The organism is Phormidesmis priestleyi BC1401 (genome assembly GCF_001650195.1).
GTDB lineage: Bacteria > Cyanobacteriota > Cyanobacteriia > Leptolyngbyales > Leptolyngbyaceae > Phormidesmis_A > Phormidesmis_A priestleyi_B.
Genome location: NZ_LXYR01000007.1, coordinates 112960 through 138186, shown reverse-complemented (window position 1 = coordinate 138186; position 25227 = coordinate 112960). Strand labels below are relative to the sequence as shown.

At 49.7% G+C, this 25227-nt stretch carries 27 protein-coding genes and 1 tRNA gene; 19 read left to right on the top strand and 9 right to left on the bottom strand.

Translation table 11 applies throughout. The features are described 5' to 3' along the window. The first annotated feature begins 189 nt into the window (after positions 1 to 189). From A8707_RS06295 to A8707_RS06230, 14 genes are all read left to right on the top strand, one after another. Positions 190 to 930, top strand: a complete 741-nt coding sequence (locus tag A8707_RS06295) for a glycosyltransferase family 9 protein (RefSeq protein WP_068815945.1) — start codon at positions 190 to 192, stop codon at positions 928 to 930. Next, on the top strand, positions 920 to 1441 hold the full coding sequence (locus tag A8707_RS06290; RefSeq protein WP_068815944.1) for a glycosyltransferase family 9 protein: 522 nt from the start codon (positions 920 to 922) through the stop codon (positions 1439 to 1441). The genes A8707_RS06295 and A8707_RS06290 overlap by 11 nt, the downstream gene beginning before the upstream one ends. 4 nt (positions 1442 to 1445) lie before the next feature. Beyond that, a complete protein-coding gene (locus tag A8707_RS06285; RefSeq protein WP_068815943.1) occupies positions 1446 to 2063 on the top strand; it encodes a hypothetical protein in 618 nt (205 codons plus the stop codon). After that, positions 2057 to 2698, top strand: a complete 642-nt coding sequence (locus A8707_RS27460; RefSeq protein ID WP_197484646.1) for a PucR family transcriptional regulator — start codon at positions 2057 to 2059, stop codon at positions 2696 to 2698. Before A8707_RS06285 ends, A8707_RS27460 begins: the two co-directional genes overlap by 7 nt. Positions 2699 to 2749: 51 nt before the next feature. Next, positions 2750 to 3733, top strand: coding sequence for a glycosyltransferase (locus A8707_RS06275; protein ID WP_068815942.1), 984 nt, complete (start codon positions 2750 to 2752; stop codon positions 3731 to 3733). Next, positions 3730 to 4677: a glycosyltransferase gene (locus A8707_RS29530; RefSeq protein WP_068815941.1), complete on the top strand. Its 948-nt coding sequence runs from the start codon at positions 3730 to 3732 to the stop codon at positions 4675 to 4677. Before A8707_RS06275 ends, A8707_RS29530 begins: the two co-directional genes overlap by 4 nt. Beyond that, a complete protein-coding gene (locus tag A8707_RS28950; protein WP_231947957.1) occupies positions 4562 to 5662 on the top strand; it encodes an SIS domain-containing protein in 1101 nt (366 codons plus the stop codon). Before A8707_RS29530 ends, A8707_RS28950 begins: the two co-directional genes overlap by 116 nt. 14 nt (positions 5663 to 5676) lie before the next feature. Then, the gene (locus A8707_RS06260) at positions 5677 to 6402 is read left to right on the top strand and encodes an SDR family oxidoreductase (RefSeq protein WP_068815939.1); all 726 of its coding nucleotides are present in this window, start codon (positions 5677 to 5679) and stop codon (positions 6400 to 6402) included. Between the two features lie 151 nt (positions 6403 to 6553). Beyond that, complete coding sequence (locus tag A8707_RS06255; RefSeq protein ID WP_068815938.1) at positions 6554 to 7126, top strand: D-glycero-alpha-D-manno-heptose-1,7-bisphosphate 7-phosphatase; 573 nt, start codon at positions 6554 to 6556, stop codon at positions 7124 to 7126. After that, positions 7092 to 8084, top strand: coding sequence for a bifunctional heptose 7-phosphate kinase/heptose 1-phosphate adenyltransferase (locus A8707_RS06250; RefSeq protein WP_082906249.1), 993 nt, complete (start codon positions 7092 to 7094; stop codon positions 8082 to 8084). The genes A8707_RS06255 and A8707_RS06250 overlap by 35 nt, the downstream gene beginning before the upstream one ends. Next, entirely contained in the window at positions 8081 to 9208 is a 1128-nt protein-coding gene (gene waaF, locus A8707_RS06245; protein WP_068815936.1) for a lipopolysaccharide heptosyltransferase II, read from the top strand. The genes A8707_RS06250 and waaF overlap by 4 nt, the downstream gene beginning before the upstream one ends. Before the next feature lie 12 nt (positions 9209 to 9220). Next, positions 9221 to 9305, top strand: a tRNA-Ser gene (locus tag A8707_RS06240). 416 nt (positions 9306 to 9721) lie between these two features. Further along, positions 9722 to 9979 (top strand): DUF1816 domain-containing protein, encoded by a 258-nt coding sequence (locus tag A8707_RS06235; protein WP_068815935.1) that lies wholly within the window; start codon positions 9722 to 9724, stop codon positions 9977 to 9979. A gap of 10 nt (positions 9980 to 9989) precedes the next feature. After that, positions 9990 to 10973: a HEAT repeat domain-containing protein gene (locus A8707_RS06230; RefSeq protein ID WP_068815934.1), complete on the top strand. Its 984-nt coding sequence runs from the start codon at positions 9990 to 9992 to the stop codon at positions 10971 to 10973. 7 nt (positions 10974 to 10980) lie between these two features. On the opposite strand, the gene A8707_RS06225 is transcribed toward A8707_RS06230, so the two are convergent. Beyond that, on the bottom strand, positions 10981 to 12363 hold the full coding sequence (locus A8707_RS06225) for a glycoside hydrolase family 76 protein (protein ID WP_068815933.1): 1383 nt from the start codon (positions 12361 to 12363) through the stop codon (positions 10981 to 10983). A gap of 217 nt (positions 12364 to 12580) precedes the next feature. Between A8707_RS06225 and A8707_RS06220 the strand changes: the two genes are divergently transcribed. Beyond that, a complete protein-coding gene (locus tag A8707_RS06220) occupies positions 12581 to 13717 on the top strand; it encodes a glycosyltransferase (protein ID WP_068815932.1) in 1137 nt (378 codons plus the stop codon). A gap of 54 nt (positions 13718 to 13771) precedes the next feature. Here the strand turns inward: A8707_RS06220 and A8707_RS06215 are convergent, their stop codons facing one another. From A8707_RS06215 to A8707_RS06200, 4 genes are all read right to left on the bottom strand, one after another. Then, complete coding sequence (locus tag A8707_RS06215) at positions 13772 to 14728, bottom strand: glycosyltransferase family 2 protein (protein ID WP_068815931.1); 957 nt, start codon at positions 14726 to 14728, stop codon at positions 13772 to 13774. 78 nt (positions 14729 to 14806) lie between these two features. Then, on the bottom strand, positions 14807 to 15451 hold the full coding sequence (locus tag A8707_RS06210; protein WP_068815930.1) for a class I SAM-dependent methyltransferase: 645 nt from the start codon (positions 15449 to 15451) through the stop codon (positions 14807 to 14809). Between the two features lie 70 nt (positions 15452 to 15521). Next, on the bottom strand, positions 15522 to 16448 hold the full coding sequence (locus A8707_RS06205) for a DDHD family phospholipase (RefSeq protein ID WP_068815929.1): 927 nt from the start codon (positions 16446 to 16448) through the stop codon (positions 15522 to 15524). Between the two features lie 95 nt (positions 16449 to 16543). After that, positions 16544 to 17638 (bottom strand): hypothetical protein, encoded by a 1095-nt coding sequence (locus A8707_RS06200; protein WP_068815928.1) that lies wholly within the window; start codon positions 17636 to 17638, stop codon positions 16544 to 16546. 134 nt (positions 17639 to 17772) lie between these two features. Between A8707_RS06200 and A8707_RS06195 the strand changes: the two genes are divergently transcribed. Then, on the top strand, positions 17773 to 18054 hold the full coding sequence (locus tag A8707_RS06195; protein ID WP_156518380.1) for a hypothetical protein: 282 nt from the start codon (positions 17773 to 17775) through the stop codon (positions 18052 to 18054). A 394-nt stretch (positions 18055 to 18448) separates the two neighbouring features. Next, complete coding sequence (locus A8707_RS06190) at positions 18449 to 19873, top strand: FecR domain-containing protein (RefSeq protein ID WP_068815926.1); 1425 nt, start codon at positions 18449 to 18451, stop codon at positions 19871 to 19873. Between the two features lie 80 nt (positions 19874 to 19953). On the opposite strand, the gene A8707_RS06185 is transcribed toward A8707_RS06190, so the two are convergent. The 4 genes from A8707_RS06185 to rpmI all read right to left on the bottom strand — a co-directional run bounded on the left by A8707_RS06185 (position 19954) and on the right by rpmI (position 21998). After that, positions 19954 to 20481, bottom strand: coding sequence for a tetratricopeptide repeat protein (locus A8707_RS06185; protein ID WP_068815925.1), 528 nt, complete (start codon positions 20479 to 20481; stop codon positions 19954 to 19956). A 74-nt stretch (positions 20482 to 20555) separates the two neighbouring features. After that, the gene (locus A8707_RS06180; RefSeq protein WP_231947955.1) at positions 20556 to 21389 is read right to left on the bottom strand and encodes a transporter substrate-binding domain-containing protein; all 834 of its coding nucleotides are present in this window, start codon (positions 21387 to 21389) and stop codon (positions 20556 to 20558) included. After that, a complete protein-coding gene (rplT, locus tag A8707_RS06175; RefSeq protein WP_068815924.1) occupies positions 21370 to 21723 on the bottom strand; it encodes a 50S ribosomal protein L20 in 354 nt (117 codons plus the stop codon). The genes A8707_RS06180 and rplT overlap by 20 nt, the downstream gene beginning before the upstream one ends. A gap of 77 nt (positions 21724 to 21800) precedes the next feature. Then, a complete protein-coding gene (rpmI, locus tag A8707_RS26735) occupies positions 21801 to 21998 on the bottom strand; it encodes a 50S ribosomal protein L35 (protein ID WP_074382467.1) in 198 nt (65 codons plus the stop codon). Between the two features lie 427 nt (positions 21999 to 22425). Here rpmI and A8707_RS06170 point away from each other — a divergent pair, with 427 nt between their 5' ends. Together A8707_RS06170 and rimP are read left to right on the top strand one after the other, a co-directional pair. Then, positions 22426 to 24258, top strand: coding sequence for an iron uptake porin (locus tag A8707_RS06170; RefSeq protein ID WP_068815923.1), 1833 nt, complete (start codon positions 22426 to 22428; stop codon positions 24256 to 24258). A gap of 443 nt (positions 24259 to 24701) precedes the next feature. Next, on the top strand, positions 24702 to 25166 hold the full coding sequence (rimP, locus tag A8707_RS06165) for a ribosome maturation factor RimP (protein WP_068815922.1): 465 nt from the start codon (positions 24702 to 24704) through the stop codon (positions 25164 to 25166). Positions 25167 to 25227: the final 61 nt, after the last annotated feature.

The window sequence follows — 25227 nt, the reverse complement described above, 5'->3', positions numbered from 1 at the left end:
ATCCCGGTGATTCGACAATTCATCTTAAAAAATGGCTCGGAACCCTCTTCAGACCTGCAACTCACATGACTCTATGTCTGTCAATGCGTAAGTCCTAACTATATTGATGAATTTGTCGAATTTCCGGGATATCCAGGGCTGCCCGAACAATCGCCAAAGCTCGATCGACTGCCAGATTTCTTAAACGAAATGCAGCAGAGAAACTTTGATTTAGCGATTCAAATGCATGGGAGTGGGGTGATCACCAATCAGATTACGATCGCGCTGGGTGCTCAACAAACTGCCGGATTTTTCCACCCCGATCGCGAGTGTCCAAACACCGATTTTTATCTCCTCTTTGACGAGTCGGAGCCAGAAATTCGCCGCTATTTGCGATTGATGGAATTTTTAGGGATTCCTGCTGACGATAAGACGCTAGAGTTTCCGATCGGTCAAAAAGACCGACAAGAATTACAGTCATTGAGACTAGAGGCTGCACTACGAAACGGTCGCTATGGCTGCATCCATGCGGGTGCAAGTGTCTCAACTCGACGGTGGGCAGTCGAGAACTTTGTAGCTGTCGGAGACTTTATGGCTGACATGGGACTGCAAGTTGTGCTGACCGGATCGACATCTGAATGGGAATTGGCGGAGACGATCGCTCACCACATGAAAAACTCTGCCGTCAATCTAGCCGGACAAACCAGCCTGGGAACCTTAGCCGCGTTGCTCAGTGAGGCGCAGCTTTTAGTCTGCAATGACACAGGCGTTTCTCATTTAGCAGCAGCGCTGCGAGTGCCGAGTGTTGTGGTGTTTTCGGGTTCTAACCCGCAGCGATGGGCACCGCTCGATCGAGTTCTGCATCGATCGCTCTCTCAGTCAACGGGGGTCAAGGTAGCTGATGTGTTTGAGCAAATCAACGCGCTGAGGGAGGTGGCAAATGTGGTCTGAATGGCACGTGCGACGAGTGCTGGTGATGCATTTGGGAGAGATCAATCAGATGCCCTTACTCAGTCCGGCTTTAGAGCATTTGAAGCGAGTCTTACCCGAAGCGGTGATTACCTTTTTGTGTGCACCAGACGCGAGTGAGACAGCGTTGCGTTTGCCAGGAGTCGATGAAGTCTTGATGCACCGATCGCTCAAAAACACGTCTAACACGCTCTCTTGTGATCCGGTTTCTGCCCCTAAGCTGATTCAAATTCTCAAATCAAAACAGTTTGATGCGGCGATTTTATTGAGTCATGGTCAAGCCTCTCCTTATCCAATGGGTTATTTGTGCTATTTGGCAGAGATTCCGATTCGGGTGGGTGTGTCGCAAGAATTTGGGGGCGGAGTTTTGTCGCATTGGGTCAACCCGATCGAGGGCGAGACAACCGATCGCAATCTTTGGCTTTTAAAGTCGGTAGGGTTGGTGAATGCGATGCCGATTGCTTTAAAGGATTTTGACTCGTCGCGGAGATAGAAAGATGACAGAAAGAGTGGTGTCGAGTCAGTTTAAGCGGGTTGCCAAAGTCGTGACTCAGCGAGTTGCAGAGCTGCTGGGCGCAACTGTTTTTGTGGTCAACGATCGCAATCTCATTGTTACCAGAACCGATCCTGGTCTGATAGGGATTCCGTTTCACCCCTCAATCTCGTTGTCTCCGATTCACATTCCTTTTCATCTCGACGGGCAGAGCGGCGAAGTGATCGTCACTGCATCCGAGACGAGCGAACCGATTTCGTCGCGATTGACTAGCGTGTTGGTCGAACTTGTGATCAGTCAAACTGCGTCCATTACGCCATCACCTAATCAGCACGAACTCAAAAACAAATTTATTCATGACTTGTTGAGAACCCCGATCGACGATGAAGCCCAAGTGCTGCGAGAGTCACAGATTTTAGGAATGGATTTCACTCGACCACGGGCTGTCATTCTCATTTATGCGGCTGACTATTTATTGTCGTCACAGGCAAAGCGTTATGAAGCATTAGATATGCAATCACAGCGACGTGTGCAGCTTATTATCGGCAGCATTGTAAGTTTTTTCATTTACCTAACGATACCATTTGCGCTTACATTGGCGGTACTGAGATTGTGGTGTTAAAAGCTAGCAGCACTCAAGATTTGTCTGCGTGGAGCGATCGAGCCGATCTTCCGGGCAATCAATCGTGGGCAAATTTGGCAGCTTTAAAGCGCGCTAGCACGTCGCTGCTGCATCGGTTGCGACGTGACACCCATTCTGCCATGAGTATGGGGATTGGGCGCTATCATCCCGGCATTCAAGGATTGGCACGATCGTATCAAGATGCGCGGGCTGCTCTGTCGTTGGGGCATCGGTTTCAGGGGCAAAATCAGGTGCATTGTTTAGATAATTTGGGCGTAGCGGCGTTTGTCGGCATTTCTGACGAATCGACCAAGATTGATCTAGCAAAACATTTGTTGACTCCGTTAGACCAAGAATCGGAGCTAATTGATACCTTACGAACATTTTTTGCTGAAAATTGCTATCCGTCCTCAACGGCTAGTAAGCTTTCGATTCATCGCAACACGTTGAGCTATCGTCTAGACAAAATTACGTCTCTGACTGGGCTAAATCCCCGTCGATTTGATGATGCCGTGCAGATTCGATTGGCGCTGTTGCTGCGATCGCTCTCCGGTGACTCATCTCAATTAGGCAACTGCCCAATTCTAGAAGATTTAAACTCGCGGCATCTTGTGCAACTGCCCAATGTATCTTGAGGCGATGTTTTGCACGATTGAGAGAAGAATAAAGCAAGGATTGAGCGATCAATGCGCCCTTTAAGAATTCTCACTTGGCACGTTCACGGGAGTTATTTGTATTATCTCGTGCAGTCAAATCATCAATTTTTTCTGCCGACAAAGCCCGATCGACCCGAAGGCTATGGCGGAAAATTGTCGGGGTTTGAGTGGGGCAATAATGTGCAAGATGTGCCTGCCGATCGGGTCTGCGAGATGGAGTTTGACTGCATTTTGTTTCAGTCGCGAAAGAACTATCTCGAAGACCAATATGAGATTTTATCGGAGTCACAGCGACGATTGCCTCGCCTCTATTTAGAGCACGATCCGCCCCGTGAAAGTCCGACCGACACGGCGCATATTGTGGATGATGCCGACGTGTTGCTGGTGCACGTCACTCACTTTAATCAACTGATGTGGAACAACGGACGATCGCCAACTTGTGTGATTGAACATGGCGTAATGGTTCCAGAAATCCCTTATCGAGGAGACCTGAATCGGGGGGTAGTGGTGGTGAACGGGCTAGCGTCGCGAGGGCGGCGATTGGGAGTAGATATCTTCGATCGAGTTCAAAAATCTGTCTCGCTTGATCTGGTGGGCATGAAGTCAGAAGCGCTGGACGGATTGGGCGAAATTCCTCACGCCAGCCTCGCGAAGTTTCTGACTCAGTATCGGTTTTTCTTTAATCCGATTCGCTATACCAGTCTGGGGTTAGCGGTTTGTGAGGCAATGATGCTCGGACTGCCGATCGTCGGTCTTGCCACAACCGAAATGGCAACGGTCATTGAGAATGGCGTGTCTGGCTATGTCGATACGAATGTCGATCGCTTAATCGAGATTATGCAGCGACTTCTCAACGACCCCGCAGAAGCCCAGCATTTAAGTGAAGGGGCGAGGCGAGTCGCTCAAGAACGATTCAACATTCAGCGCTTTGTGAGGGATTGGGATCAGGCGTTTGCATGTGTGTGTGGACAATCTACAACCCAAAAAGAACTATCTCTGAGAGGTTCCTTATGAAGCGAATCGCGTTGATTAGCGAACACGCTTCGCCCTTTGGCATCTTGGGAGGCGTGGACAGCGGCGGACAAAATGTGTATGTTGGGCAGCTTGCCAAACACTTAGCCAAACGCGGTTATGAAGTCGATATCTTCACTCGTCGCGATCATCCCCTCCTGCCCGAAGTTGCCCAATGGACAGAAGGCGTGCGATTAATTCACGTTCCGGCGGGTGTTGCGGCTCCGATTCGCAAAGAAGATCTGCTGCCATTCATGCAAGAGTTCACCGACTATATGCTGCAATTTTGTCAGCAGCAATCCTATGATTTGATTCACGCAAATTTTTGGATGTCGGGATTAGTGGCGGCTGAGATTAAACGATTGCTCCACATTCCATTCGTGATCACGTTTCACGCCTTGGGACGAGTACGCCGTTTTTATCAAGGGCAAAACGACGAATTTCCCGATGAGCGGTTTGCGATCGAAGACCGTCTCGCGGCTGAAGCCGACTGCATTATTGCCGAGTGTCCTCAAGACGAAGCCGATCTAATTCAGCTTTATCACGCCGATCCTCAGAAGATCACGATTATTCCCTGTGGGTTTGACTCGTCAGAATTTTGGAGTCTGGATAAGGCACTCGCTCGCGTCGCATTAGGGATGATGCCCGACGATCGAGTCGTTCTGCAACTGGGGCGCATGGTGCCGCGCAAAGGAGTAGACACGGCGATTCAGGGATTTTCTCGATTCTGTCAAATGTCTCAACATCCCGCCCGTCTAATCGTGGTTGGGGGCGAACTCGACGATCCCGATCCCCGAATTCAGGCAGAAATTGCCCGCCTCCACGCGATCGCTGACCAAGCAGAAATCACAGATCACATTCAGTTCGTCGGTCGCAAAGGGCGCGAAGTGTTGCGCTATTTATTACTACAGTGCGGCAGACGTGTTTATCACGACTCCCTGGTATGAGCCGTTTGGCATCACTCCGATCGAGGCGATGGCGTGCGGCACTCCTGTGATCGGCTCAAATGTCGGCGGCATCAAGTTCTCCGTCGCGGATGGTGAAACCGGGTATCTGGTTGCTCCGAATGATCCTGGGGCGATCGCCCATCGACTTCAGCATCTCTACGACCATCCCGCCCTGCTCAGAACCCTGAGCCGTCAAGCCGTTCGTCGTGCCAATGATCAGTTCACCTTGCAAAAAGTTGCCGATGCGGTCGCTAACTTATACGAAACGGTGCTGATTCAAAAAGCTGTGGGGCAACCGCAGGAGGCTTTTGCGGTTCTCGATCGAGGTTTCAACAACATTCTCTCGGCTCTGCAAGCGTCACAGCGCTGCTTACAAACCGAGATTCTCAACGCCGCAACGGTGATCAGCGATTGCTTTGCGCGAGGCGGAAAGGTGCTGATTTGCGGCAATGGTGGCAGCGCTGCCGACGCTCAACACTGGGCAGCCGAGCTAGTCGGGCGGTTTAAAATCAGCGATCGCCCCGGACTTCCTGCGTTAGCGTTGACGGCTGATTCAGCGCTCTTGACTGCCTGGTCAAACGATGTCGGGTTTGATCAGGTGTTTGCCCGTCAAGTTGCCGCTTTTGCCCAACCGCACGATATTCTGATCGGCATCAGCACGAGCGGACGATCGCCCAATTTGCTGCGGGCGTTTGAGTGTGCGCGAGATCGAGGACTGCGCTGTCTGGCAATTTTGGGAGGCGAGGGCGGCGAGTTGCGACGGCTGGCTGATTTGGCGATCGTAGTTCCGGCGATCGATGCTCAACATATTCAAGAAGTGCAGATTGTCGTGATCCATTTACTGTGCGAGTTAGTGGAGTTGGCAGTCGTAGCAAATCATCAACAGAATATTCAGGAGGTCGAAACTCGAATTAGTAAAGTTATCTCACCAGACTTTCATTCACTTGTGCAACCCATGACTCATCCCGTTGCAATTACCGATTAATAGAGGAGAATTTTATGCCAGAACTAACCGGAAAGGTTGCGCTCGTCACCGGAGGCGCACAGGGATTAGGAGAAGCGATTTGTCGAACCTTAGCCGCATCGGGAGTGATCGCGATCGTGGCAGACATTCGCGAAGATCAGGCTGAACGAGTTGCCGCGGAAATCGCAGCCGAGGGCGGTAAAGCGATCTCCCTACGATTAGACATTACCGACGAACATCAAGTTCTCTCTGCGGTCGAGAAGATTATCAGCCAACACGACCACTTAGATATTCTCATCAACAATGCCGGAACGGATTTAACGGTTCCGATCGAAGACCTTTCGATCCAGGATTGGGATCGCATTTTGGCGGTCAATCTTCGCGCTCCATTTGTGTTATCGAAAGCGGTTATTTCACACATGAAGCAACGCGAGAGCGGTCACATCGTTAATATTGCATCAACGGCTGCAAAACGCGCCTGGGCAAATGCGTCTGCCTACCACGCCAGCAAATGGGGATTGCTAGGATTTAGTCATGCGCTACACGTTGAAGCCCGTCCGCACAACGTTAAAGTCACTGCCGTGATTGCTGGAGGAATGCAAACGCCATTCATTCTCGATCGGTTTCCTGACACGCCGTTAGACAATCTGCAAGACCCCAAGAACGTCGCAGATACGATTCGCTACATTCTCACGCAACCTGCTGAAACGGTCATCCCAGAGGTCATGGTGGTGCCCATGCGAGAGACTTCTTATCCTTAATTCGTGAATTATATAATGGCATTACTGAATCTCGATATGAATTACCCTCACCCCCTAGCCCTTTCCCAAAAGGAAAGGGCTAGGGGTGAGGGCGGCTTTAGGAATTCATACCCGAATTCAGTAACGTCAAAATTTACTCATACGATCGCTGATGATTCCTGCTATTTTTCTCGATAAAGACGGCACACTCATTCCCGATATTCCTTACAATGTCGATTCCGATCGGATCATATTATCTGACGGTGCAGAAATTGCATTACGATCGTTCCACAATTCTGGCTACAGACTCATTGTCATTTCCAATCAGTCTGGTGTTGCACGAGGCTACTTTTCAGAAATCGCCCTCGCGAAGGTTGAGCAATGCTTGAGAACGTTACTCAACGAGATTCCGCTCACGGGTTTTTATTATTGCCCACACCATCCGCAAGGGAGCATCATCGAATATGCGATCGACTGTAACTGCCGTAAACCAAAACCCGGTTTAATCCTACAGGCAGCACAAACTCATCACATTGACTTGGCGCGATCGTGGATGATTGGCGACATTCTCAACGATGTCGAAGCCGGACGCAATGCTGGATGCAAAACTATCTTGATCGACAACGGTAACGAAACCGAATGGATCAGGTCACCCCAACGATCGCCTCATCACAAAGTGTCTAACCTGCTCGAAGCCGCACAGATTATTAATGCCTCTTATGTTCTTCCTCGATCGCTTTCCTGATCTAAATGTTGTCGTCATTGGCGAGGCAATGCTCGACCGCTATCTCGAAGGGTCGGCAACTCGCCTGTGTCAAGAGGCTCCTGTGCCAGTTGTCACGCTTTCTAATTGTCAAAACGTGCCCGGAGGAGCCGCTAACACTGCCGTTAATCTGCGAAGTCTTGGCTGTCAGGTGTCTCTGATCTCGGTAATTGGCGACGATTGGGAAGGAACGCTCCTGCGGCAAGCTTTGCTCAAGCAGGGAGTCAGCACGGATCAGATTTGGGTCGATTCTGGGCGATCGACGCTCACCAAACAACGCGTGATGGATGGCGCAAATCTGCTGATGAGATTCGATCAGGGCAGCACCGAGACACTCTCGCTAGACATCGAACAGCAGATCATCGATCAGTTAAACGATCGCATTCCTCAATCTGATGCGGTGATTATCTCTGACTATGGCTACGGAATTTTGACTCCTCGAATTATTCAGACGATCGCTCACCTACAGTCTCAATTTCCTCGTACTCTGGTTGTAGACTCCAAAAATCTAGCCGCTTATCGGGGGATCAAACCAACCGCTGTTAAGCCGAACTATCACCAGGCGTTGAAGCTTTTGGGCGAGACCGATATCGGTGACCAAAATCGCGCCGACTGGATCGTTGCTCAATCTGACTGGATTCTCAATCTCACCGGAGCGACGATCGCGGCTGTCACTCTCGATCGAGACGGTGCCGTGATTCTGCAACGAGAGCGATCGCCCTATCGACTTTACGCCAATCCGTCGTGTCAAAGCCGCACGATCGGAGCCGGAGACACCTTTACTGCCATGTTGACGCTTGCCCTTGCTGCCCAAGCTCCGGTGACTATTGCCGCCGATTTAGCCGCTGCCGCCGCCGCGATCGTCGTTCACAAAGACGGCACCTCAACCTGCACGATCGCTGAATTACACTCGTTCTTTGCCGCCAACCTAAAAGCATGAAGACCCCAAACTGGAACGATGCCAAAAATCTGCTCTGCATCCGATTAGACACGATCGGCGATGTGTTGATGACGACTCCAGCGTTGCGATCCCTAAAAGAATCTGTGTCGGGTCGGCATATCACTTTGCTAACGTCTTCGGCGGGATCAGCGATCGCGCCGCTGATCCCAGAGTTGGATGCGACGATCGTCTATGATTCTCCCTGGCTAAAGGCGACGGCTCCGCGCACAGACAGCCGCTCTGAATTTGAGATGATCCAATATTTGCGGCAGTTTCAGTTTGACGGAGCCGTGATTTTCACCGTCTACAGTCAAAATCCTCTGCCTTCCGCTTTTCTCTGTTACATGGCAGATATTCCGCTTCGTCTGGCGCACTGTCACGAAAATCCCTATCAACTCCTGACCGATTGGGTCAAAGATCCCGAACCTGAAGACGGCATTCGTCATGAAGTGCAGCGTCAGCTTGATTTAGTCGCCGCGATCGAGTGCCAAACTGAGAACGAACATTTATCTCTACGAGTCGAAGAATCCGATCGGGAGTCGGTGCGATCGCGCTTAAATTCCTTCCAACTCGATCGGGATCGCCCGTGGGTTGTGATTCATCCTGGTGCAACAGCCGCCTCTCGTCGCTATCCACCAGAAGGATTTGCGGTGGCTGCCGATCGATTAGTTTCGTTGGGCTATTCTGTCATTTTTACGGGCAGCGAATGGGAAGCAGAACTCGTCGATCGCATCCGATCTCTGATGAATGAGTCGGCTCACTCACTCGCCTGTTGCCTCACATTGGGCGAACTTGCTGCCCTGATTGCGATGGCTCCTGTGCTGATTTCTAACAATACGGGTCCGGTTCACATTGCCGCTGCTGTTGGCAATCCTGTTGTCGATCTCTACGCCCTCACCAACCCGCAACATACGCCCTGGCAGGTGCCCCATCGCCTGCTGTTCCACGATGTTCCTTGCAAATATTGCTATAAAAGCATCTGCCCCGAAGGACATCACCACTGTTTGCGTCAAGTTTTGCCAGACACGATCGTCGCCGCAGCCTGTGAATTGCTAGACGAATCTACGCGATCGCCGCTAATTTTCCAGTCCTCTATTCCATTGCTCTCGACTAGGGTAATATAGAATCTGACTGCTGGAGAGGTGGCAGAGTGGTCGATCGCGTCCGACTTGAAATCGGATGAACCGAAAGGTTCCGAGGGTTCAAATCCCTCCCTCTCCGTTGAATTGAGATGTCGTTGCCGTTCAGTCTACAAAGCAATTCTTGCAAGCGGGCTGATTAAAGTTAAGCGTAAAGCGTTGCAAACAACACACCAAAATCCCCTCAAAAACACTAGAGTTAGATGATTCGATGAAGCAGCTATTGATAGTTGCTAAAACCGCTGTAAAAATGTCAGATGAACGCAAGCGGGTCTGAAGCTATAGTTCAATACCAACTGAATTTGAGCTTACTATAGAGTTCGCCCCTGTGGAACAAGGAGCTTAAGCCCCTTGTTGTGTGCAGCCTCTTAGAGAATTGGTATAAGATCGTCAGATGTTCTAGCTCTCTCTGTTCTCATCAGTTTGACAGAGGGCAAGCCGGAAATTGAGATTCTACAATCCGACTAAAAACCTTTACTCTACTCCTAAAAAATCGCAATGCAGTTAATCAACATTATCAAGGAAATTGCCTCAGGATTTATAAAAGCGATGTCTACTCCGTGGTGGGTAGAGATCAAGACGGCTGAACCAAACTGCACCTATTATTTCGGTCCGTTTGATAACCCTGATGAGGCAAAAGACGCGCACTCAGGCTATGTCGAAGATTTAACAGGAGAAGGTGCGCAGGGAATCAACGTCGAAATTAAGCGCTGCAAGCCAGTTGAGCTAACGTTCTGCGCGTCAGGCATTGACTGAGAAATGAGGGATGGCAAAATCGCGCAAGCTTGAAGAGACGATCGCGCTTCTGACTAAAATTCGAGCAGACCCCACTTCAGAAGCAGGGATCAAGACGCTAACCCAGGTGTTGAACAGTCAATACTCGATTGCCGTCTCGCAAGCCGCGAAACTGATCGGTGAATCTGACCTGCACTCGCTGATCCCCGAATTAGTTGCTGCGTTCGATCGCTTCATCACAGAAGATGCTGATCCCGATCCGGGGTGTCTAGCAAAAATGAGAATTGCTGAAGCGCTTTATCGGCTGGATCACAGCAATGAAGCCCTATTTTTGCAAGGCGTTCGGCATCGCCAAATGGAGCCTGTAAGAGGAGGCAGAGAAGATACTGCCGCCGCGCTAAGAGGAGTGTGTGCTCTGGGCTTAGTGCGGATAAATTATGTTCACGTTCTCAATGAACTCGCAGATCTGCTGGCTGACCCTGAACCAGAAGCCCGAATCGCTGCCGCGAGAGCGATCGCTTATCACGGCAGTGAGCAGGGACTTCCTCTTTTAAGACTGCGCGTTTTAATTGGGGATCAGCCGTCCGTCATCTCTGAATGTCTCGTAGCGCTGCTTGAGCTTGATGCAGAACGATCGCTGCCTCTAATCACCCAATGCCTCTATGCAAAAAAAACTCCGATCGGAGAAGATGCCGAACTCGCAGAGGTCGCCGCATTAGCGCTGGGAGAGACTCGCTCGCCCCAAGCTTTTGAGGTTTTACGAACCTGGTGGAAGCAAATTAAAGCACCAGAATTGCGCCAAACTGGGCTAATGGCGATCGCCATGCTCAGACACGATGACGCGATCGACTTTTTGATATCTCTGATTGCAGATGGGCAACTGGAAGATTCTAAAACGGCGCTATCAGCTTTGGGCATTTGCCGATCGGATGCGGCGTTATGGCAACGGGTGAGTGAAGCGGTTAATCTGCGAGACGAAGCGGTCTTGCGGCAAATGCTTCGCTCTCTCAGTTGAGCATTTTCTATCGAATTGTTAACTCGTCTAAATTCAGCCAATTGCGGCTTCCCTTTTCGCGATTAAAGATCACAGAGATTGTATTAACTCCTGCATTCAGCGATACATTCAGAACTGTGACTGTGTTCCAACTGCTCCAGTTTGCAGTGCCTAGAAAAATCTGATTGTCAGCGATACTTTTCCCATTCACATGAATATAGCGAGATGCATTTCCTCCAGCCGCCGCATAGCGAAACGCTAGCGTATAGTTACGCATTGAGGCAGCATTCACTTTAAAGTCAATCCACTGACCCTCACGATTCCATCCGGCGACATAGCCTGAGCCGTGATATCCCGTGTAGATTGCCTCTGTAATAAGCTGATGCAAGATGCCATTTTCGGCTTGGTAGGTGAATTCTTCAGTTGTCACTACCAGCGTCGCATTGAGGGCATCGATCGCCGCACTTTGACGAGCCGTGTCCGCACTGTCAAACGAACCTGCCCAAGAAAGTCCGAACTGGTTGGCATCATTGCGGCACTGCAACCAGAGCGAATCGGCATTTCTGACAATGAAGTCTTCATAAGCTGGCTGTTGGGTGACTTGGTAGAGATCCCCCAAATAACGCATAAAAATGCCCTTAAACTGCGGACCATCTTTGCCACAGTCTGGTTCACAGGGTTCTCTTAAAATGCCTTTAGGCGCTAACAGCCGAATCGTTGCATCGGCGATCGCCTGTGCCTGTCTAATCAGCGAACCATCCTGATTTATGCGATACAGATCGACTAATCCGCCTAAAATCACGCCCTGATTATACGTCCAGGTGAGTTGTCCATTATTTTTACAAGTGCTGTCTAGCCCGTCGTTAATCAGGTTGTCACGGTTAATCATTCCCGTGTTCTTAAACCAGTTCCATTCGCGTTGCGCCCAGTCTAAATAGCTGCCTGCACCCGCATCTCCTGGAGTTCTTAAATGCAGCTTTGCCGCGATCGCTAAAAACAACTCGTTCGCGATCGCGTTCTTATATCTACGCTGTTTGCTCCACCAGATGCCACCGCCGCAAGTTGAGTCCCAGCCACCCTTCATATCGGTGAAAATAGTTTTTGCCATCGCTAGATAACGCTGTTCGCCCGTTAGATCATAGGCTTTGATCCAGGTCAGTGCCCACCAGCCTTCATCATCATAAAATTCATTGAGAAAGTTACCGCGCTTATTCTTCTCAAAGGTGTTGAAGAGATTGCCTCGATAAGCGAGCGAATCGGTTAAACGGCAATAGTCGATCGTGGTCTCAAGAGCGTTTGCTGAGTTCCACCAGCCCGCCGTGTCCCAAAGCCCAGTGGTGGTGTTATAGAAGCCTTGTAGCGCCACCATACCTGCCTCAGTTCGTTCGCGATACGGTTGATCAAGAGTCATTGGGTATCTCCAAGCACCTTACTAGGTTTAGGGTAAACGATCGAATGTATCTCTGAATGTATACCGCATACATTCAGATAAGTCTCCACTAGGCAGATGTTGAATTTATTGATCATTAAAAATACTAAACGGGCAACCATCAACTAAACGCACAAGTTTGCGTCTAAAAAGTGTAGAGGTTAGAACAGTGGTATTTCACGACGTTCGCTAAGTTGAAATGATGATCTCGTTGGCAATCGCTCTATCAGTTTTGATCGTTGGCTCGATCGTATTCTATGCAGCCTGTCTTTGGTTTACCCGCCGATTTTTTGTGGTTCCTCCATCCATTCCAGAAGTTTCCACGGAGGGAGTCTCAATTTTGGTGCCCGTCTGCGGGTTAGACGAGGGTGCTTGGAACAATTGGGCAGCCTTTTGCAAACAGAACTATGACCCTTATGAGGTGCTGTTTGGAGTCGTCGAACCCACCGATCCGGCGGTTCCAGTGCTTAAAAAATTAGTAGATTTATTTCCCGATCGTGCTCGTCTACTGACTGGACTGCTCCCCCGTGGCATCAACCACAAAGACAGCACCCTCAGCTACCTCTTAGAATCTGCACGTTACGAAGTCATCATCTTTGCCGATAGCGATATTTGCGTCAGTTCTGACTACATCCAAACCGTGACAGAGCCGCTTGCCGAACCCAACGTGGGACTCGTCACTTGTGCGTTTGTAGGTCATGACCCTCAGTTTCTAGGAGCAGCCCTAGCCTCGATCGGGCGGTGCTGTGATTTCATTCCGAGTGCGCTGATTGCCCGTTCAATAGATGGCAGGTTAAGATTTGCGATCGGAGCTACGATCGCCACTCGCAAATCTGCATTAGCCGACTTTGGCGGGCTGCATCTCGATCGCATCGGCTCTGACTATAACTTAGGCAAACGAGCCGCCAGCGCGGGTTATCAAGTCGAGCTGTCTCACTACATTTTAGAGTCAGACACGGGGCGAGAAAGCATTGGGCGGCTCGTCAAGCGAGAGTTGCGCTGGGCAAGAACGATTCGCTTTAATCGTGGCTGGGTTTATTACACCATGGCGTTTTGCTATGGCACGGTTTATTGTCTGCCGCTGCTGCTCATAACGGGGTTTGCTGACTGGGCGATCGGGCTAACGTTTGCAACCTTCACAATTCGCTACACGCAGGCTTGGGTGGCGGCGGTCAATCTTAATTGCTCAAATCTGGTGCGCTGGTTTTGGGTATTGCCGCTTCGAGATGTGCTCAGTTTTGGGGTGTGGATTGCGGGGGCATTTGGGCGTGGAGTCTATTGGCGCGGACGCAAACTGCGAATCGAAGCAGATGGCTTAATTCGATCGTGGGATTAAAGAATTCATCCAACCCCGTAGAGACGTTTCACCGAAACGTCTCCCCGATATCGCCTATTCACCCAAAATTTTGTCGTAAGCCTTCAAAAGATAGTGCGGATTCAAAGACGTGATCAGATAGCCCACATAAATCAGAATGGCTGAAGCGATCGCGATCGGCATCGCCAACGGAAAAAAGATCAAACGATGCGGATTATTGGCAATCATCTTGCTGACGCGATCGTAAAATACCTGCATTTTCCCCTTGATACCTGACAGAGCGGGATCGCTCGAAACGGCTCCTTTAAGCAGCTTTTTTTGCCAGTAGTAATCGTGTCCGATCAGCAAAAATCGCCAAAAGAAATGCGATAACCCATTGGGCGGAGCGTGGGTTGCTCTGGCTTGGGGCTGACTCCAAATGGTGTATCCTTTCTGGCGCAACTCATCAGCGTGAATGGCACAATGACCTCGATAAAGAGGCAACTCAAACGCGATCGGATGCTGAAGCAAAAACTCACGTCGAAACGCCACATTATTCAAAAAGTATTGATTAACCGGAGTCAGGTTATTTCGTCCAGAATATTGCGGGAAAATGTAGGTCAGCGCCATCGCAGTGCCGTAAATGCCGACGCTGCGAGTCGTCGTTTCTCCTGCCACAAGCTGAATATCAGCCCTCGTGAAGCTGGTCAGCATCGCTTGCAACCAGTTCGGCTCATAGACACAATCACAGTCGTAGTAGACCACGATCGCTCCGGTTGCAAGTTCTGCCCCCAGCATTTTGGCGTTGTAGTAGCGGGTGCCCATTGGCGCATGATGCACTTTAATCCACGGATATTGATGGCGGAGTTGCGCCAATAAGTCAGGCGGAGAGTCACCGCTATCGATTAGCAGCACTTCATTGGCGGCAGTGGGAGGCAGAGATTGGTGAGCCAGAGCCTCGATCGCGTCAATCAATCCATGAGCGTCAGCGTTGGCTAGATTTTCGGTTTCTAGCACGATCGAGAAACTCATCCCCTGATCCTGCCTCGTCATTTGTTTCCCCTTTTTTGCAAATAAAACGATGCGGATTCCTTTCCCCTTGTCTGCCCAGGTTATTTTCTCTAGCCTTCCTTAAGAGCGCGTCGCCATCACCGCGTAAAACGGGTCGCCTCCGGGCATCCCAAACAGTTGAAAAATGCCGGGTGCCTGAGACTGTTTGGTCACCACTTCTGGCTCTGTAAACCCAGGAATTGCCTTAAAGTAGCGTTTGACTAACTCAACTCGGCTTGCTTCTGAACCGTCACGCCATGCCGCGATCGCTTTCTGATAAAACATCCGATTTGAGAAGCTGATGATGGCAATGCCTCCCGGCTTAAGAACCCGATGAATCTCACTAAAAATCGCTTCTGGATACTGAACATACTGCACTGATACCGTATTCAGCACCGCATCGAGTGATTGATCGTCTAGCGGCAACTTAGGATCTTGATTGAGATTTTGCACAAAGTAGTGATCAAATCGAGGGTTGCGTGCAAGTTCTTCTCCATTCAGCCCGTGCCCCTCGACGTGGGCAAACGCCATCTCTTCGGGCAAATGAGACACCCAACTGCTCATCATGTCTAAAATGCGAGTGTTGGGCTTTAATCGCGATCGATACAAATCCGTCAACTGTTGGATAAAGCCTTCATCAACGTGAGTGACAAATCGCGGAGCCTCATAAAACAGCGTATCGTTTGTATCGTCGAGTTTAGTGCGCTGGTTGGAGTTAAGCAGCATAATAAATCAGCAGAGCTTCAAAAAATGTATGAAGTTATTTTAACAAATTCTAGTGGCTAGCTCATCCTTCTCAAGCTAAACGAATCACCTCCGCGATCGTGTTTGACACCACCTCGTTCGTCCAATAACTTCCGTGAGCGTCACCTCCCCACAATACTGGGATCAGCCTTTGTTGAAAGGGTCGATTAAAAATATTGCCCTTATCTGTAATCACATCTTGAGTTTCGACATATTGGCTCGCGTCGTTGAGCAACAGAGGAATCACCCCCTCTAATGGATAGGCGATCGGATCTCCTGGGTGAGCAAAATTTCGCCAGGGAATTGGCTTTTTCCTCAAGGTGTAAAGCTGTTCTAATAGGCTTTTAAGATTAGGTGACAGATCATGAGTGCTTTTGCCGCCCAATGTGCCGCTGATCGTCAGCAAGCTAAACAACGCGATCGGAGACCCCATTGTATGAATGCTGGCGATCGGAATCCCGGTTCCTTCAACCGGAGGTAGCCCAAACAGCGCGTTCCGAATCTGTTGAACCGTTTGCCGAATCGCTGAATTAAGCTGAGGATCTTCCCAACGAGCCGCAAACAGCAGGTCAAAGAGAATGACCGTGCCCCAACTGTGAGTGACCAGATGCAAGCGATCGCCCGGAGACGTGGTTTGCAACACCCCTAATACATCTTGCTCAAATCGCTGAACGACCTGAGAACCCACATGCCGACTTAAATAAAGGGCTGCATCGCCTACAAATTCTAAAACTTGCTGGGTGCGAAAGTCTCGAAACCAAAAATCTTGCCACTTAGACGAGGTTTTGAATCCGTTAAGCAGCTCGTCTTGCGCCGCTTGGTTTAAGTCTCCCCAAAAAAACGGGATCGACTTTAGCACTCTCGATTCATCTCGCATCGAGGACTGGATGCGATTAAATAAAGTCGTTGCTAATGCCCCAAAGTCTTCTTGTTTGCGAGTCTTAACCCCATGAACAAACAAAATATAGTCAGTCGGCACGGGTCACGTCTCCTATGAGCAATGATTTAATTCATCTGCTTTAGAGAATAGTGCGAATGGAGCGCCACGATCGTAATCTTTTGTAGGGATAACGCTTAAAATAACGGCAAATTCAACACAATCCCGACCCCCAGAATAAAGCCGTTAAAGTTAATGCGCGAGTCAGAAGAATCGCCAAAACTAAACCCACTAAAGACATTAAACTGACTTTGTGGAGTAATAGTGTAAGTCAAGCGAGCCACCAACTGATGATAAACATCATCCCGTGGCTGTTGAGTGAAGTGCGACCAGGCAACCTGATAGTCGAGCGCTGTCTGAAAATTAGGCGACCAGCCATAGCTCAAAGACGTGATGAACGAATTAATCAGCCGAGACCGATCGTTGGGGTCAGCAAAGCTCATCCGAAGTTGATAAAAGGTGTTTAGCGCCAGCTTTGCTGAGAGGGCATCTTGGCGACTCAGCTCAAACCGAATTGCGTGATCATTTAAGAAGCGATCGCCGCGAAGCGCATCTCGCAACCCTTCTTTGGTGGCAAATAGCTGCTGATTGCTCCAGCCAAGCTCGCCAAACGTGCGCGGAGTCAGCCGTTGCAAAACTCCCGCCCGAAATCTCAGCTCGTTATAGTTCAGATAGCCTAGATTGCCATAGCGAATAAGACTGCCATCGATCGAGGTCACAAGGTAGGTGTTGCGTCCGATCGCAGGGGCATAAAAGAGGGTCAAGCCCGATCGAATCAGTCCATCGCTAATCGGATCGACTCCTGAAAACACGTTTGTCGTTCTAAAATAATCGACTCTGCCTACCAGATAAACCGAGGGTTGCCGCGCTGCCGATGGCAAAGGACGCGGTTCTAAAAGGCGCTCTTGCAGTCGTGGCAAACCTAGCTCTGGGTCGAGTTCTCCGCTAGGTTTTGTGATGATTAATCCCAGTTCTGCATCTCCTGTCTTTGCGGTCGGCTCTGGCGGAGGGGCCGACTGAGCACGCCTTGGGTCATCACGAAGCGGTTTAAGAGGCACTTGACCGAGCGCTTGATTGTCTAGAGTTAACGTCGATCGACTAGGTGAAAAGCTACAGGCGGCTTGAGCAGAGGGTGACTTCCAACAAGCCGATATCACCGTCTGGGCAGGTGACAGACGATCGAGCAAGCTCGGTTCTTTTGCCAGTTGAGCAAGCTCCGATCGTCTGCTCACGGTTGAAAGTAAGATACTTGAGGGGATTGTCTGGTGAGACGGTTGACCTGAACGAGACAAAAGATATATCGACCGAGGTAAACCTGTCTCAAGGGGTTCTTGCGGTTTTGAAGAAGGGTGCTCAAAGTCTGAAGATGACTGAACTGAAGGCAGCGACGAAGACCACGCCGAACTTGCCCCAGTCAAGACTACCCAAAAAACAAATTGCTTTAGCAGCGCTTGCGGTGATTTGCAAAGCCACGCTTGATTCCACGACAATAGTTGATTCACAGGAGAAGAAACCGTCACTTTACTCAACCACGTTTAGCGATCGCCCGCTAGAAAAACTAGCGTTGCTGAATGCAATTATGAACTGCCTCCTCACGAATTGGGGCGAAGCCCTCGCCAACCCTTCTCCTTGGGGAGAAGGGAGCTAAAGATCTTGTCCCCTCTCCTCTTGGGAGAGGGCTAGGGTGAGGGTCAATCTGGAAATTCATACATCAATTCAGCAACGCCGAGAAACTCTCCAACAGATCAACACAACCTGTCGAGTCTTTCCGGAATATTGTCTCACCTGTCACGCCTCACTATCGCCCTACAGCTCAAACTTGCCGTTCTTTTGATGAAGACTCTTTAAGAGATTGCGATTAAAATCCGCAATTTTGATCACTCGATGTAAAGTACTGGTAAAGACAAAAGGCTATATTTTCACCTAAACGGGTTAGCGCGGACGCAAGAAGTCCAAGTAAACTTTAACTTGCAGGATCTTCAGCATCTAAGTTATCTCGATGGAGCTTGATAGCTTCGATGCCCTCTGTTCTTGGAGCGTCTATGTCTCGTAAATTGTTCCTCGTCGTCACCCTAAGTGTTTTAGGCTTTAGCACTGCGCTCCTTCCAACCCCGGCGCGGGCTGAGATTCCTTTAACATTTGCGGATATTCAAACACTTCTTAAGCAAGTCCGGCTACAGCCCAAAAATCAATCTCCTCGCCCAGCCCGAGTCAGAGAAAGAATGACCCCTGGCGATGCGCTTTCAACCGCTCGTTCTTCTAGAGCCGATTTGCGCTTTAACGACGGCTCTCTTGCACGAGTTGGAGAACTCGCTTTATTTCGATTCTTTCCCAACACGCGACGATTTAATCTTTCTAACGGCACCGCACTTCTAATAATTCCTCCCGGACGAGGCACCACAAATGTGACAACGCCTAACGTCTCTGCGGGAATTCGGGGGTCGGCGCTATTTGTGCGCGTTGACAAACAGACCAATACGACGATCGTCGGTGCCTTGACCAATAGTGGAATCACGGTTACAGACAATGGCACGAATCGGATTGTAGAACTTAAAGCAGGACAACTGGCAGTCGTCGATCCAAAAGGGCTGCGCTTATTTGACTTTGACCTGACCACGTTTTACCAGACTAGCGACCTAGTTCGAGGGTTGAACTTAGATCAGAAGCCCTCTGACTCAAGTTCAGATAAAGGGCTTGCAGCCGTTCAAGGAGAAACATCTGAAGCTCTTGGAAAACAAGAGAAAATTCAAGACGACAAGCTAGTTCAAAACCCCGACTTCATCAGGCTCTCGCCACAGCCCCCTGGCTTTCCCCAAGAGACGATATCAACTTCACCTGTTGCAGGAGTTCAGATTCCGATCGAGAAACCGGGTGCTCCAGAATCTTTTATCGATCGAGGCACTTTGAAGCCCGTTCAGACTGCTCCATCTACAAATCCACCTGTTGCCAACCCTAACTTAGGGAGCCTTCCTGATCCACGAGTTCCAGCCCAAACACCCGTTGTCACTCCACCTCAAGAACAAGCACCCGTCCCTCAACCTCCAAGTTTCACTCCGATTCCAAAAGATGCTCCTGCTATCAAAGCACCTGAGCCGCCTGTGACTCCACTTCCTGCACCTGTTCTGACTCCACTTCCTGCACCTGTTCCAACTCCACTTCCTGCACCTGTTCTGACTCCACTTCCTGCACCTGTTCCAACTCCACTTCCTGCACCTGTTCTGACTCCACTTCCTGCACCTGTTCCATTACAGCAGCTAGAAGTCGTTCCAAAAGCACCCGCAGCAATTCAGACGGTGCCGTTTCCCACGCCCAATGCAGCGCCAACCGTTCCTGTAAATAGCCCTTCAACATCACCATCAGCCCCAACTCCAACGTTAGCACCGACTCTGGCACCTACAGTCGCGCCCGTGCTGCCTCTAGATGGAAAATCTACACCTGTTCAAGCTCAACCTATGAGCAAAATATAATCTCAAGTAGCCGAAACTTTAAAAAAGTGGGTGCCAAGTTGTTGAACTCAGCACCCACTTTTTTTGATCAATCTCATAGATTAAGACGACGGAACCAAACGTTTTCGCAGAGAGTCTGCCCGACGCTTGGCGGTCTGGTTAGTGGGTTCGAGCGTCAATGCTTTCTCGTAAACTTCGAGTGCAGGAGCAGCTAGCTGTTTTCGCTCATAGGCATGTCCGAGATTGTTAAGAGCCGTCACATAGTCTGGGGCGAGCTTCAGGGCTTCTTTATAGTTGCGAAGTGCCAGATCATATTGTTCTTGAGAAAAGTAAGTAAAGCCCAGCGCGTTGTACACGACTGCCAGTTCTAACCCCTCCAGGGTTTCTGCTTTAATTGCCTTTTGAAACTGCGCGATCGCTTGCACATAAATCCGCTTATCTAGCAAAATGCTGCCCAATTCGTAATATTCCTGAGCCGTTCCTTTCTCGGTGCCAAGTTTGCCTTGCAGCCGAGAAAGAGCTTTTTCAATCTTCTGGGTTTTGAGCACTTGACGAAAAACGGCGATAGCCGCAATGGCAAGTAGTGCTAACAAACCAGAGATATAAGCGATCGGAAGATAGCTCTGCATAGTTTTATCACTTTTGAATTAAAACACAGATAGTTGAGGCAAAAGTTCGACTGCGCCCCTCCTTTCAAGGTATCTCACAGAAGCCCCCAATAGATCGCTCTCTGCTGAAGCCATCCTTCTGCTTTCCAACGATCGAGTGCCCGATCGATGCGCCGTCGCAACTCGTCATATTGAACACCTTTTGGTAAAACAACGCAAAGTGGCTCTGTTGAGAGACGCAACGGTAACAGCCGATAGGTCGGAAACTCCTGTACCCAGCCACTCAAGACGCTGGTGTCAGAGGCAAATGCGATCGCTTTCCCAGACTCTAATAACGCTTTCGCTTCGATGTAGGAGTTGACTCCGATCAGTTTGGCTTGAGGCAACCGATATCGCAGAGTCGCGATCGTGCTGGAGTCGTTGAGGACGGCGATCGTCCGATTGGTTAAATCAGTGAGTCCTTGAATTGCAGAAATATTGGTGATTAGAGCGGTTCCATCTAGATAATAGGGAGCGCTAAAACTGACAATCCGCGATCGAGAGGTTGTTGCGGTAACGCTGGCGATTGTCAAATCCACCTGACCATTCATCACAACTGCAAGCCGATCCCGATTGCTAACAGGCTTAAAGACAACAGAACCCGATTTGCCTAGCAACTCTTGTGCCAATCGTTCGGCGATATCGATTTCTAGCCCTTGTAGGTTGCCCTTCGCGTCACGGAAGCCTAAAGGACGCAGACTATCTTTAACGGCAACAATCAGTTGACCTCTGTGAGCGATCGTCTCCAAATCTGCCGCCAACGAACAAAGGGGCACGGTAAATTGCGCCCCTAACGTCCACAGTCCGATGATTTTGAGTAAAACTGACTGCCGTTTCCGGTTCATCAAGAGGGTCAGTCGATCGACGACTCTATTTTGCTTGAGCAGCAAGTTCTAGCACTTTCGCAAAGCCATCTGGATCGAGAATCGCCAACTGAGCCAACATCTTACGGTTGATCTCAATGTCCACCTTCTTAAGATTGCCAATCAGTTTGCTATAGCTCAGTCCGTGCATCCGAGCGGCTGCATTGATGCGAGTGATCCACAGCCGACGGAAATCGCGCTTCCGTTTGCGGCGATCGCGATAGGCATTCCGCAGTGCCTTCATCACCTGCTGATTTGCGGTGCGAAAAATTGTCGAGTGTGACCCCCGAAACCCTTTCGCAAGCTTCAGAATTTTTTTGCGGCGCTTACGAGCGACATTACCGCGCTTTACCCGTGTCATTGTTTGATGTCCTTACTTAAATACTGTGAGACAGAATCTCGATCGCCCCAACATCGCCTGCTCGACCCAATCTGTCCTTACAAGTAAGGCAGCATTGCCCGAACGTTGCCTGCATCTCGCTCGTCTACCACTGACATTCCAGCAAGGCGACGGCGACGAGCGGGGCTTTTGTGCTCTAACAAGTGTGCTCTGTGGGTGTTTCGGCGCATGATCTTGCCAGTTCCACTCACTCTGAAACGTTTAGCAGCAGATTTACGGGTCTTCAGCTTGGGCATGGGATTGCTCTAATTCAACACAGCTTACTATGATAGAGCCAGTTTGATCGATCGCGCAAGCTCTGCTCAAACTATCCGCAAAAAGCCTCTGGAACTAAGTCATCAAACTCGCTCTATTCAAACCATCACAATTTTAGAGCTAGCACCTATTTCAATTAGACCCCTCTGACCATTAGAGTTTGATTACACGAAAATTCAGTGTCTTAATTTTTACTTACTAACTTATTCATGTAAGTTTTTGGCAGTTGAGGTTTAGTTCTGGGCGCATCGTTTAGCAGAACTGTATTTCAAAAGAAGGTCAAAAGCCTTTCTGGAAAACGATTTGTGCCGCAAAGTGCTAAAGTTAAGTTCCTCTAAATTTTCTGTCTAAAACGATTACATTCGTTAGTGATCGCAGCTTCTATTCTCTTTGGTGTGAGGATTTATCATGAACAAGAAACACGTTTCACTGACTCAAAAAATTGGCTTGGCTTGTTTGCTAGCTGGGTCGATTCCTTTAGTAGGATTGCCTGTGGCTGCGTCCGAGGCTGAGACCGTCTCATCTTCTAAAGTTGCTCAACTGTCGCCTCAAGATAAAAGCGGCGCGATCGAGCGCCCCTCATCACTCTCCGTCTCTGAAATAGAGCAGGTGACCTCAGTCTCACAGCTATCAGACGTTAGACCGACTGACTGGGCATTTCAAGCGCTGCAATCGCTGGTTGAGCGATATGGTTGCATTGTGGGATATCCCGACAAGACCTTTCGCGGCAATCGGGCACTGACTCGCTATGAATTCGCTGCCGGGCTGAATGCGTGTCTCGATCGAGTTAACGAACTGATTGCCGCTGCTACAGCCGATTTGGTCAAGAAAGAAGACCTGGCAACCCTGCAAAAACTGCAAGAAGAATTTGCCGCCGAACTCGCCACCGTGCGCGGTCGAGTCGATGCCTTAGAAGCCAGAACGACCACACTGGAAAAACAGCAATTCTCGACGACAACAAAGCTAAGTGGTGAAGTAATCTTTAGTCTTGCATCCGCTTATGGAGCCTATCCCGGTTTGGGAAATCGTCGATCGCTGGCATCGGGAACCACTACAGGCGGCGCACCTGGAAACGATGCCAACGTCGTTTTTAACAATCGAGTGCGGCTAAAGCTCTTAACCAGTTTTTCGGGCAAAGATCTTCTGATTACTGGATTGCAGGCGTATAACTTTGGCGGAGGGTTGGGATCGGCAATTGGTTCTCCGCGTCGAGACAGCCTCTCAGGAACGTTAGGCTATGCAGACAGCATCTTTGGCACTGCCAGCAATGCTCGTCTAGCCTTTGAACCTCAGTTTGGTGCAACCAATCCCTCAAATTTGAGTGGTGCGCCTGGGAACAACAACTCGATCGGGCTTTATAAACTGCTCTACATTTTCCCGTCTGGCATCAATAAGCTCACGTTGTTTGCTGGCACGGCTGCTGAAGTGGATGATGCGTTTCCTGCGATCGTCCCATTTTATGGAGACGGGCAAGAGTCTGTCTCACGATTTGGCAACATGAACCCCATCTTGCGAATTTCCGGCGGCACCTCTGAAATTGGGCTAGCTTCTGCGGCAGGGTTCATTTGGAATATTTCAGATGCATTAGACCTCCGAGCGCTGTATGGCAGTGTGAATGCGAGTCTGCCAGCCAATGGAGGGTTAGCAGGAGGGACTCCTCTAGGTGCAGGGTTGTTCGGTGGCAGCTACGTCGCAGCGACACAACTCACGATCAAACCGACTCCCGCGATCGACTTAGCGCTAAACTATGCCCACAGCTACCACCAAATCAACATTCTCGGTTTAGGAGAAGCGGCGGTTGCAGTCGGGGCGATTCCTAATGTTGGGGCAACTACTCCGGTGAGTCTCGATTCAGTGGGTGCGACAGCCGCTTGGAGAATTACGCCTAAAATTACCTTGACTGGGTTCGGCTTTTATAGCTTTGTCAATGCAGTGACTGGTCCAGAGGCTTCTACCAACATTCTGAGCTACATGGGCGGAATTCACATTAAAGACGTTCTGACACCCGGTAGCACCTTCGGGCTTTTGTTTGGTCAACCACCTGCTCGCGATCGCGTTTCAGGGGCAGCGTCTCCCAAACCTGAAGACGCTAAACCTTATCACCTGGAAGCGTATTTCAAATACAAGGTCAACGACAACATTAGTATCACTCCCGGCGTGTTTGTGATCTTTAACCCTGAAGGATTTAGCGGCAACCGAACCATCACAGTGCCTGTAATTCGGACAACGTTTACGTTCTAGGTTAATTCGGCAATCGATGAAAACTGAAAAACACGCTACTAAGTAGACAGACTTAATTAAACATAAAATGCGGGAGATACCCTCACCCCAGCCCTCTCCCGCAGGAGAGGGAGCCAGAATCTAGTTCCTCTTCTCCTTGAGAAGGGATTAGGGGATGAGGGTCTTCAGTTTAATTGCGCCTACCTACTTAAGTAGACAGGCGCAATTAAAGTCGGCTTGTGGCGATGGGTTTCGACTGCGCTAAACCTGCTGGGAGTTCTGGCTTTGAGCGTTGAGCGCAGCCGAAATGCGTCTTCCGACTAATTCCATCACCTACTTATGAGATCCATCCGCTAAACTAGAAACCAGGAAGGACAGTTCGCTGTTCGTCACCGAGTTTCATGAAGTAAATTCATGAGAAGTGGGCAATATGACCCACTTTTTTTATTTGGAGTAGTGGTCAAATGGCGCATCCTCTGGTTCCCCAAATCCTCGATCTCGCTGCCCCCGTGGCAGACTCTTTGGGCTTGGAAGTTGTTGCAGCGGTATTTCATACCCATCAAAATCCTCCAGTGCTGCGGCTAGACGTGCGAAACAAGCAAGATGACACTGGGCTAGAAGACTGCGAACGAATGAGCCGTGCTTTAGAGCCTGTCCTCGATGGCACTGATTTCTTCCCAGACAACTATGTGTTGGAGGTGTCGAGTCCTGGCGTTTCACGGCTTCTCACCACCGATCGAGAGTTCATCTCGTTTCGAGGGTTTCTGGCGATCATCACCACCTCTGAACCTTACAAAGGTCACACCGATTGGACAGGAGACTTAGTTCGTCGAGATGAAAAAGCCGTCTATCTCAACCAAAAAGGACGACCGATTACCATTCCCCGCGATTTAGTCGCTCAGGTTCAATTGGTCGAAGGTGAAGAATAGACCATTCTGCTGATTGACCTAATCCCCTTTCTAACAATCTAATATTCACGGAGATTTCACT

What these genes read in the sequence shown, in the direction of transcription:
- A8707_RS06215 (WP_068815931.1), bottom strand. Translation starts at nt 14,728, where the DNA reads ATGACGAGGCAGGATCAGGGGATGAGTTTCTCGATCGTGCTAGAAACC.
- A8707_RS06210 (WP_068815930.1), bottom strand. Translation starts at nt 15,451, where the DNA reads ATGCTGCTTAACTCCAACCAGCGCACTAAACTCGACGATACAAACGAT.
- A8707_RS06285 (WP_068815943.1), top strand. Translation starts at nt 1,446, where the DNA reads ATGACAGAAAGAGTGGTGTCGAGTCAGTTTAAGCGGGTTGCCAAAGTC.
- A8707_RS06295 (WP_068815945.1), top strand. Translation starts at nt 190, where the DNA reads ATGCAGCAGAGAAACTTTGATTTAGCGATTCAAATGCATGGGAGTGGG.
- A8707_RS06170 (WP_068815923.1), top strand. Translation starts at nt 22,426, where the DNA reads ATGAACAAGAAACACGTTTCACTGACTCAAAAAATTGGCTTGGCTTGT.
- rpmI (WP_074382467.1), bottom strand. Translation starts at nt 21,998, where the DNA reads ATGCCCAAGCTGAAGACCCGTAAATCTGCTGCTAAACGTTTCAGAGTG.
- A8707_RS06225 (WP_068815933.1), bottom strand. Translation starts at nt 12,363, where the DNA reads ATGACTCTTGATCAACCGTATCGCGAACGAACTGAGGCAGGTATGGTG.
- rimP (WP_068815922.1), top strand. Translation starts at nt 24,702, where the DNA reads ATGGCGCATCCTCTGGTTCCCCAAATCCTCGATCTCGCTGCCCCCGTG.
- rplT (WP_068815924.1), bottom strand. Translation starts at nt 21,723, where the DNA reads ATGACACGGGTAAAGCGCGGTAATGTCGCTCGTAAGCGCCGCAAAAAA.
- A8707_RS06220 (WP_068815932.1), top strand. Translation starts at nt 12,581, where the DNA reads ATGATGATCTCGTTGGCAATCGCTCTATCAGTTTTGATCGTTGGCTCG.
- A8707_RS06235 (WP_068815935.1), top strand. Translation starts at nt 9,722, where the DNA reads ATGCAGTTAATCAACATTATCAAGGAAATTGCCTCAGGATTTATAAAA.
- waaF (WP_068815936.1), top strand. Translation starts at nt 8,081, where the DNA reads ATGAAGACCCCAAACTGGAACGATGCCAAAAATCTGCTCTGCATCCGA.
- A8707_RS06230 (WP_068815934.1), top strand. Translation starts at nt 9,990, where the DNA reads ATGGCAAAATCGCGCAAGCTTGAAGAGACGATCGCGCTTCTGACTAAA.
- A8707_RS06275 (WP_068815942.1), top strand. Translation starts at nt 2,750, where the DNA reads ATGCGCCCTTTAAGAATTCTCACTTGGCACGTTCACGGGAGTTATTTG.
- A8707_RS06250 (WP_082906249.1), top strand. Translation starts at nt 7,092, where the DNA reads ATGCCTCTTATGTTCTTCCTCGATCGCTTTCCTGATCTAAATGTTGTC.
- A8707_RS06195 (WP_156518380.1), top strand. Translation starts at nt 17,773, where the DNA reads ATGACTGAACTGAAGGCAGCGACGAAGACCACGCCGAACTTGCCCCAG.
- A8707_RS29530 (WP_068815941.1), top strand. Translation starts at nt 3,730, where the DNA reads ATGAAGCGAATCGCGTTGATTAGCGAACACGCTTCGCCCTTTGGCATC.
- A8707_RS06190 (WP_068815926.1), top strand. Translation starts at nt 18,449, where the DNA reads ATGTCTCGTAAATTGTTCCTCGTCGTCACCCTAAGTGTTTTAGGCTTT.
- A8707_RS06255 (WP_068815938.1), top strand. Translation starts at nt 6,554, where the DNA reads ATGATTCCTGCTATTTTTCTCGATAAAGACGGCACACTCATTCCCGAT.
- A8707_RS06185 (WP_068815925.1), bottom strand. Translation starts at nt 20,481, where the DNA reads ATGCAGAGCTATCTTCCGATCGCTTATATCTCTGGTTTGTTAGCACTA.
- A8707_RS06290 (WP_068815944.1), top strand. Translation starts at nt 920, where the DNA reads ATGTGGTCTGAATGGCACGTGCGACGAGTGCTGGTGATGCATTTGGGA.
- A8707_RS06260 (WP_068815939.1), top strand. Translation starts at nt 5,677, where the DNA reads ATGCCAGAACTAACCGGAAAGGTTGCGCTCGTCACCGGAGGCGCACAG.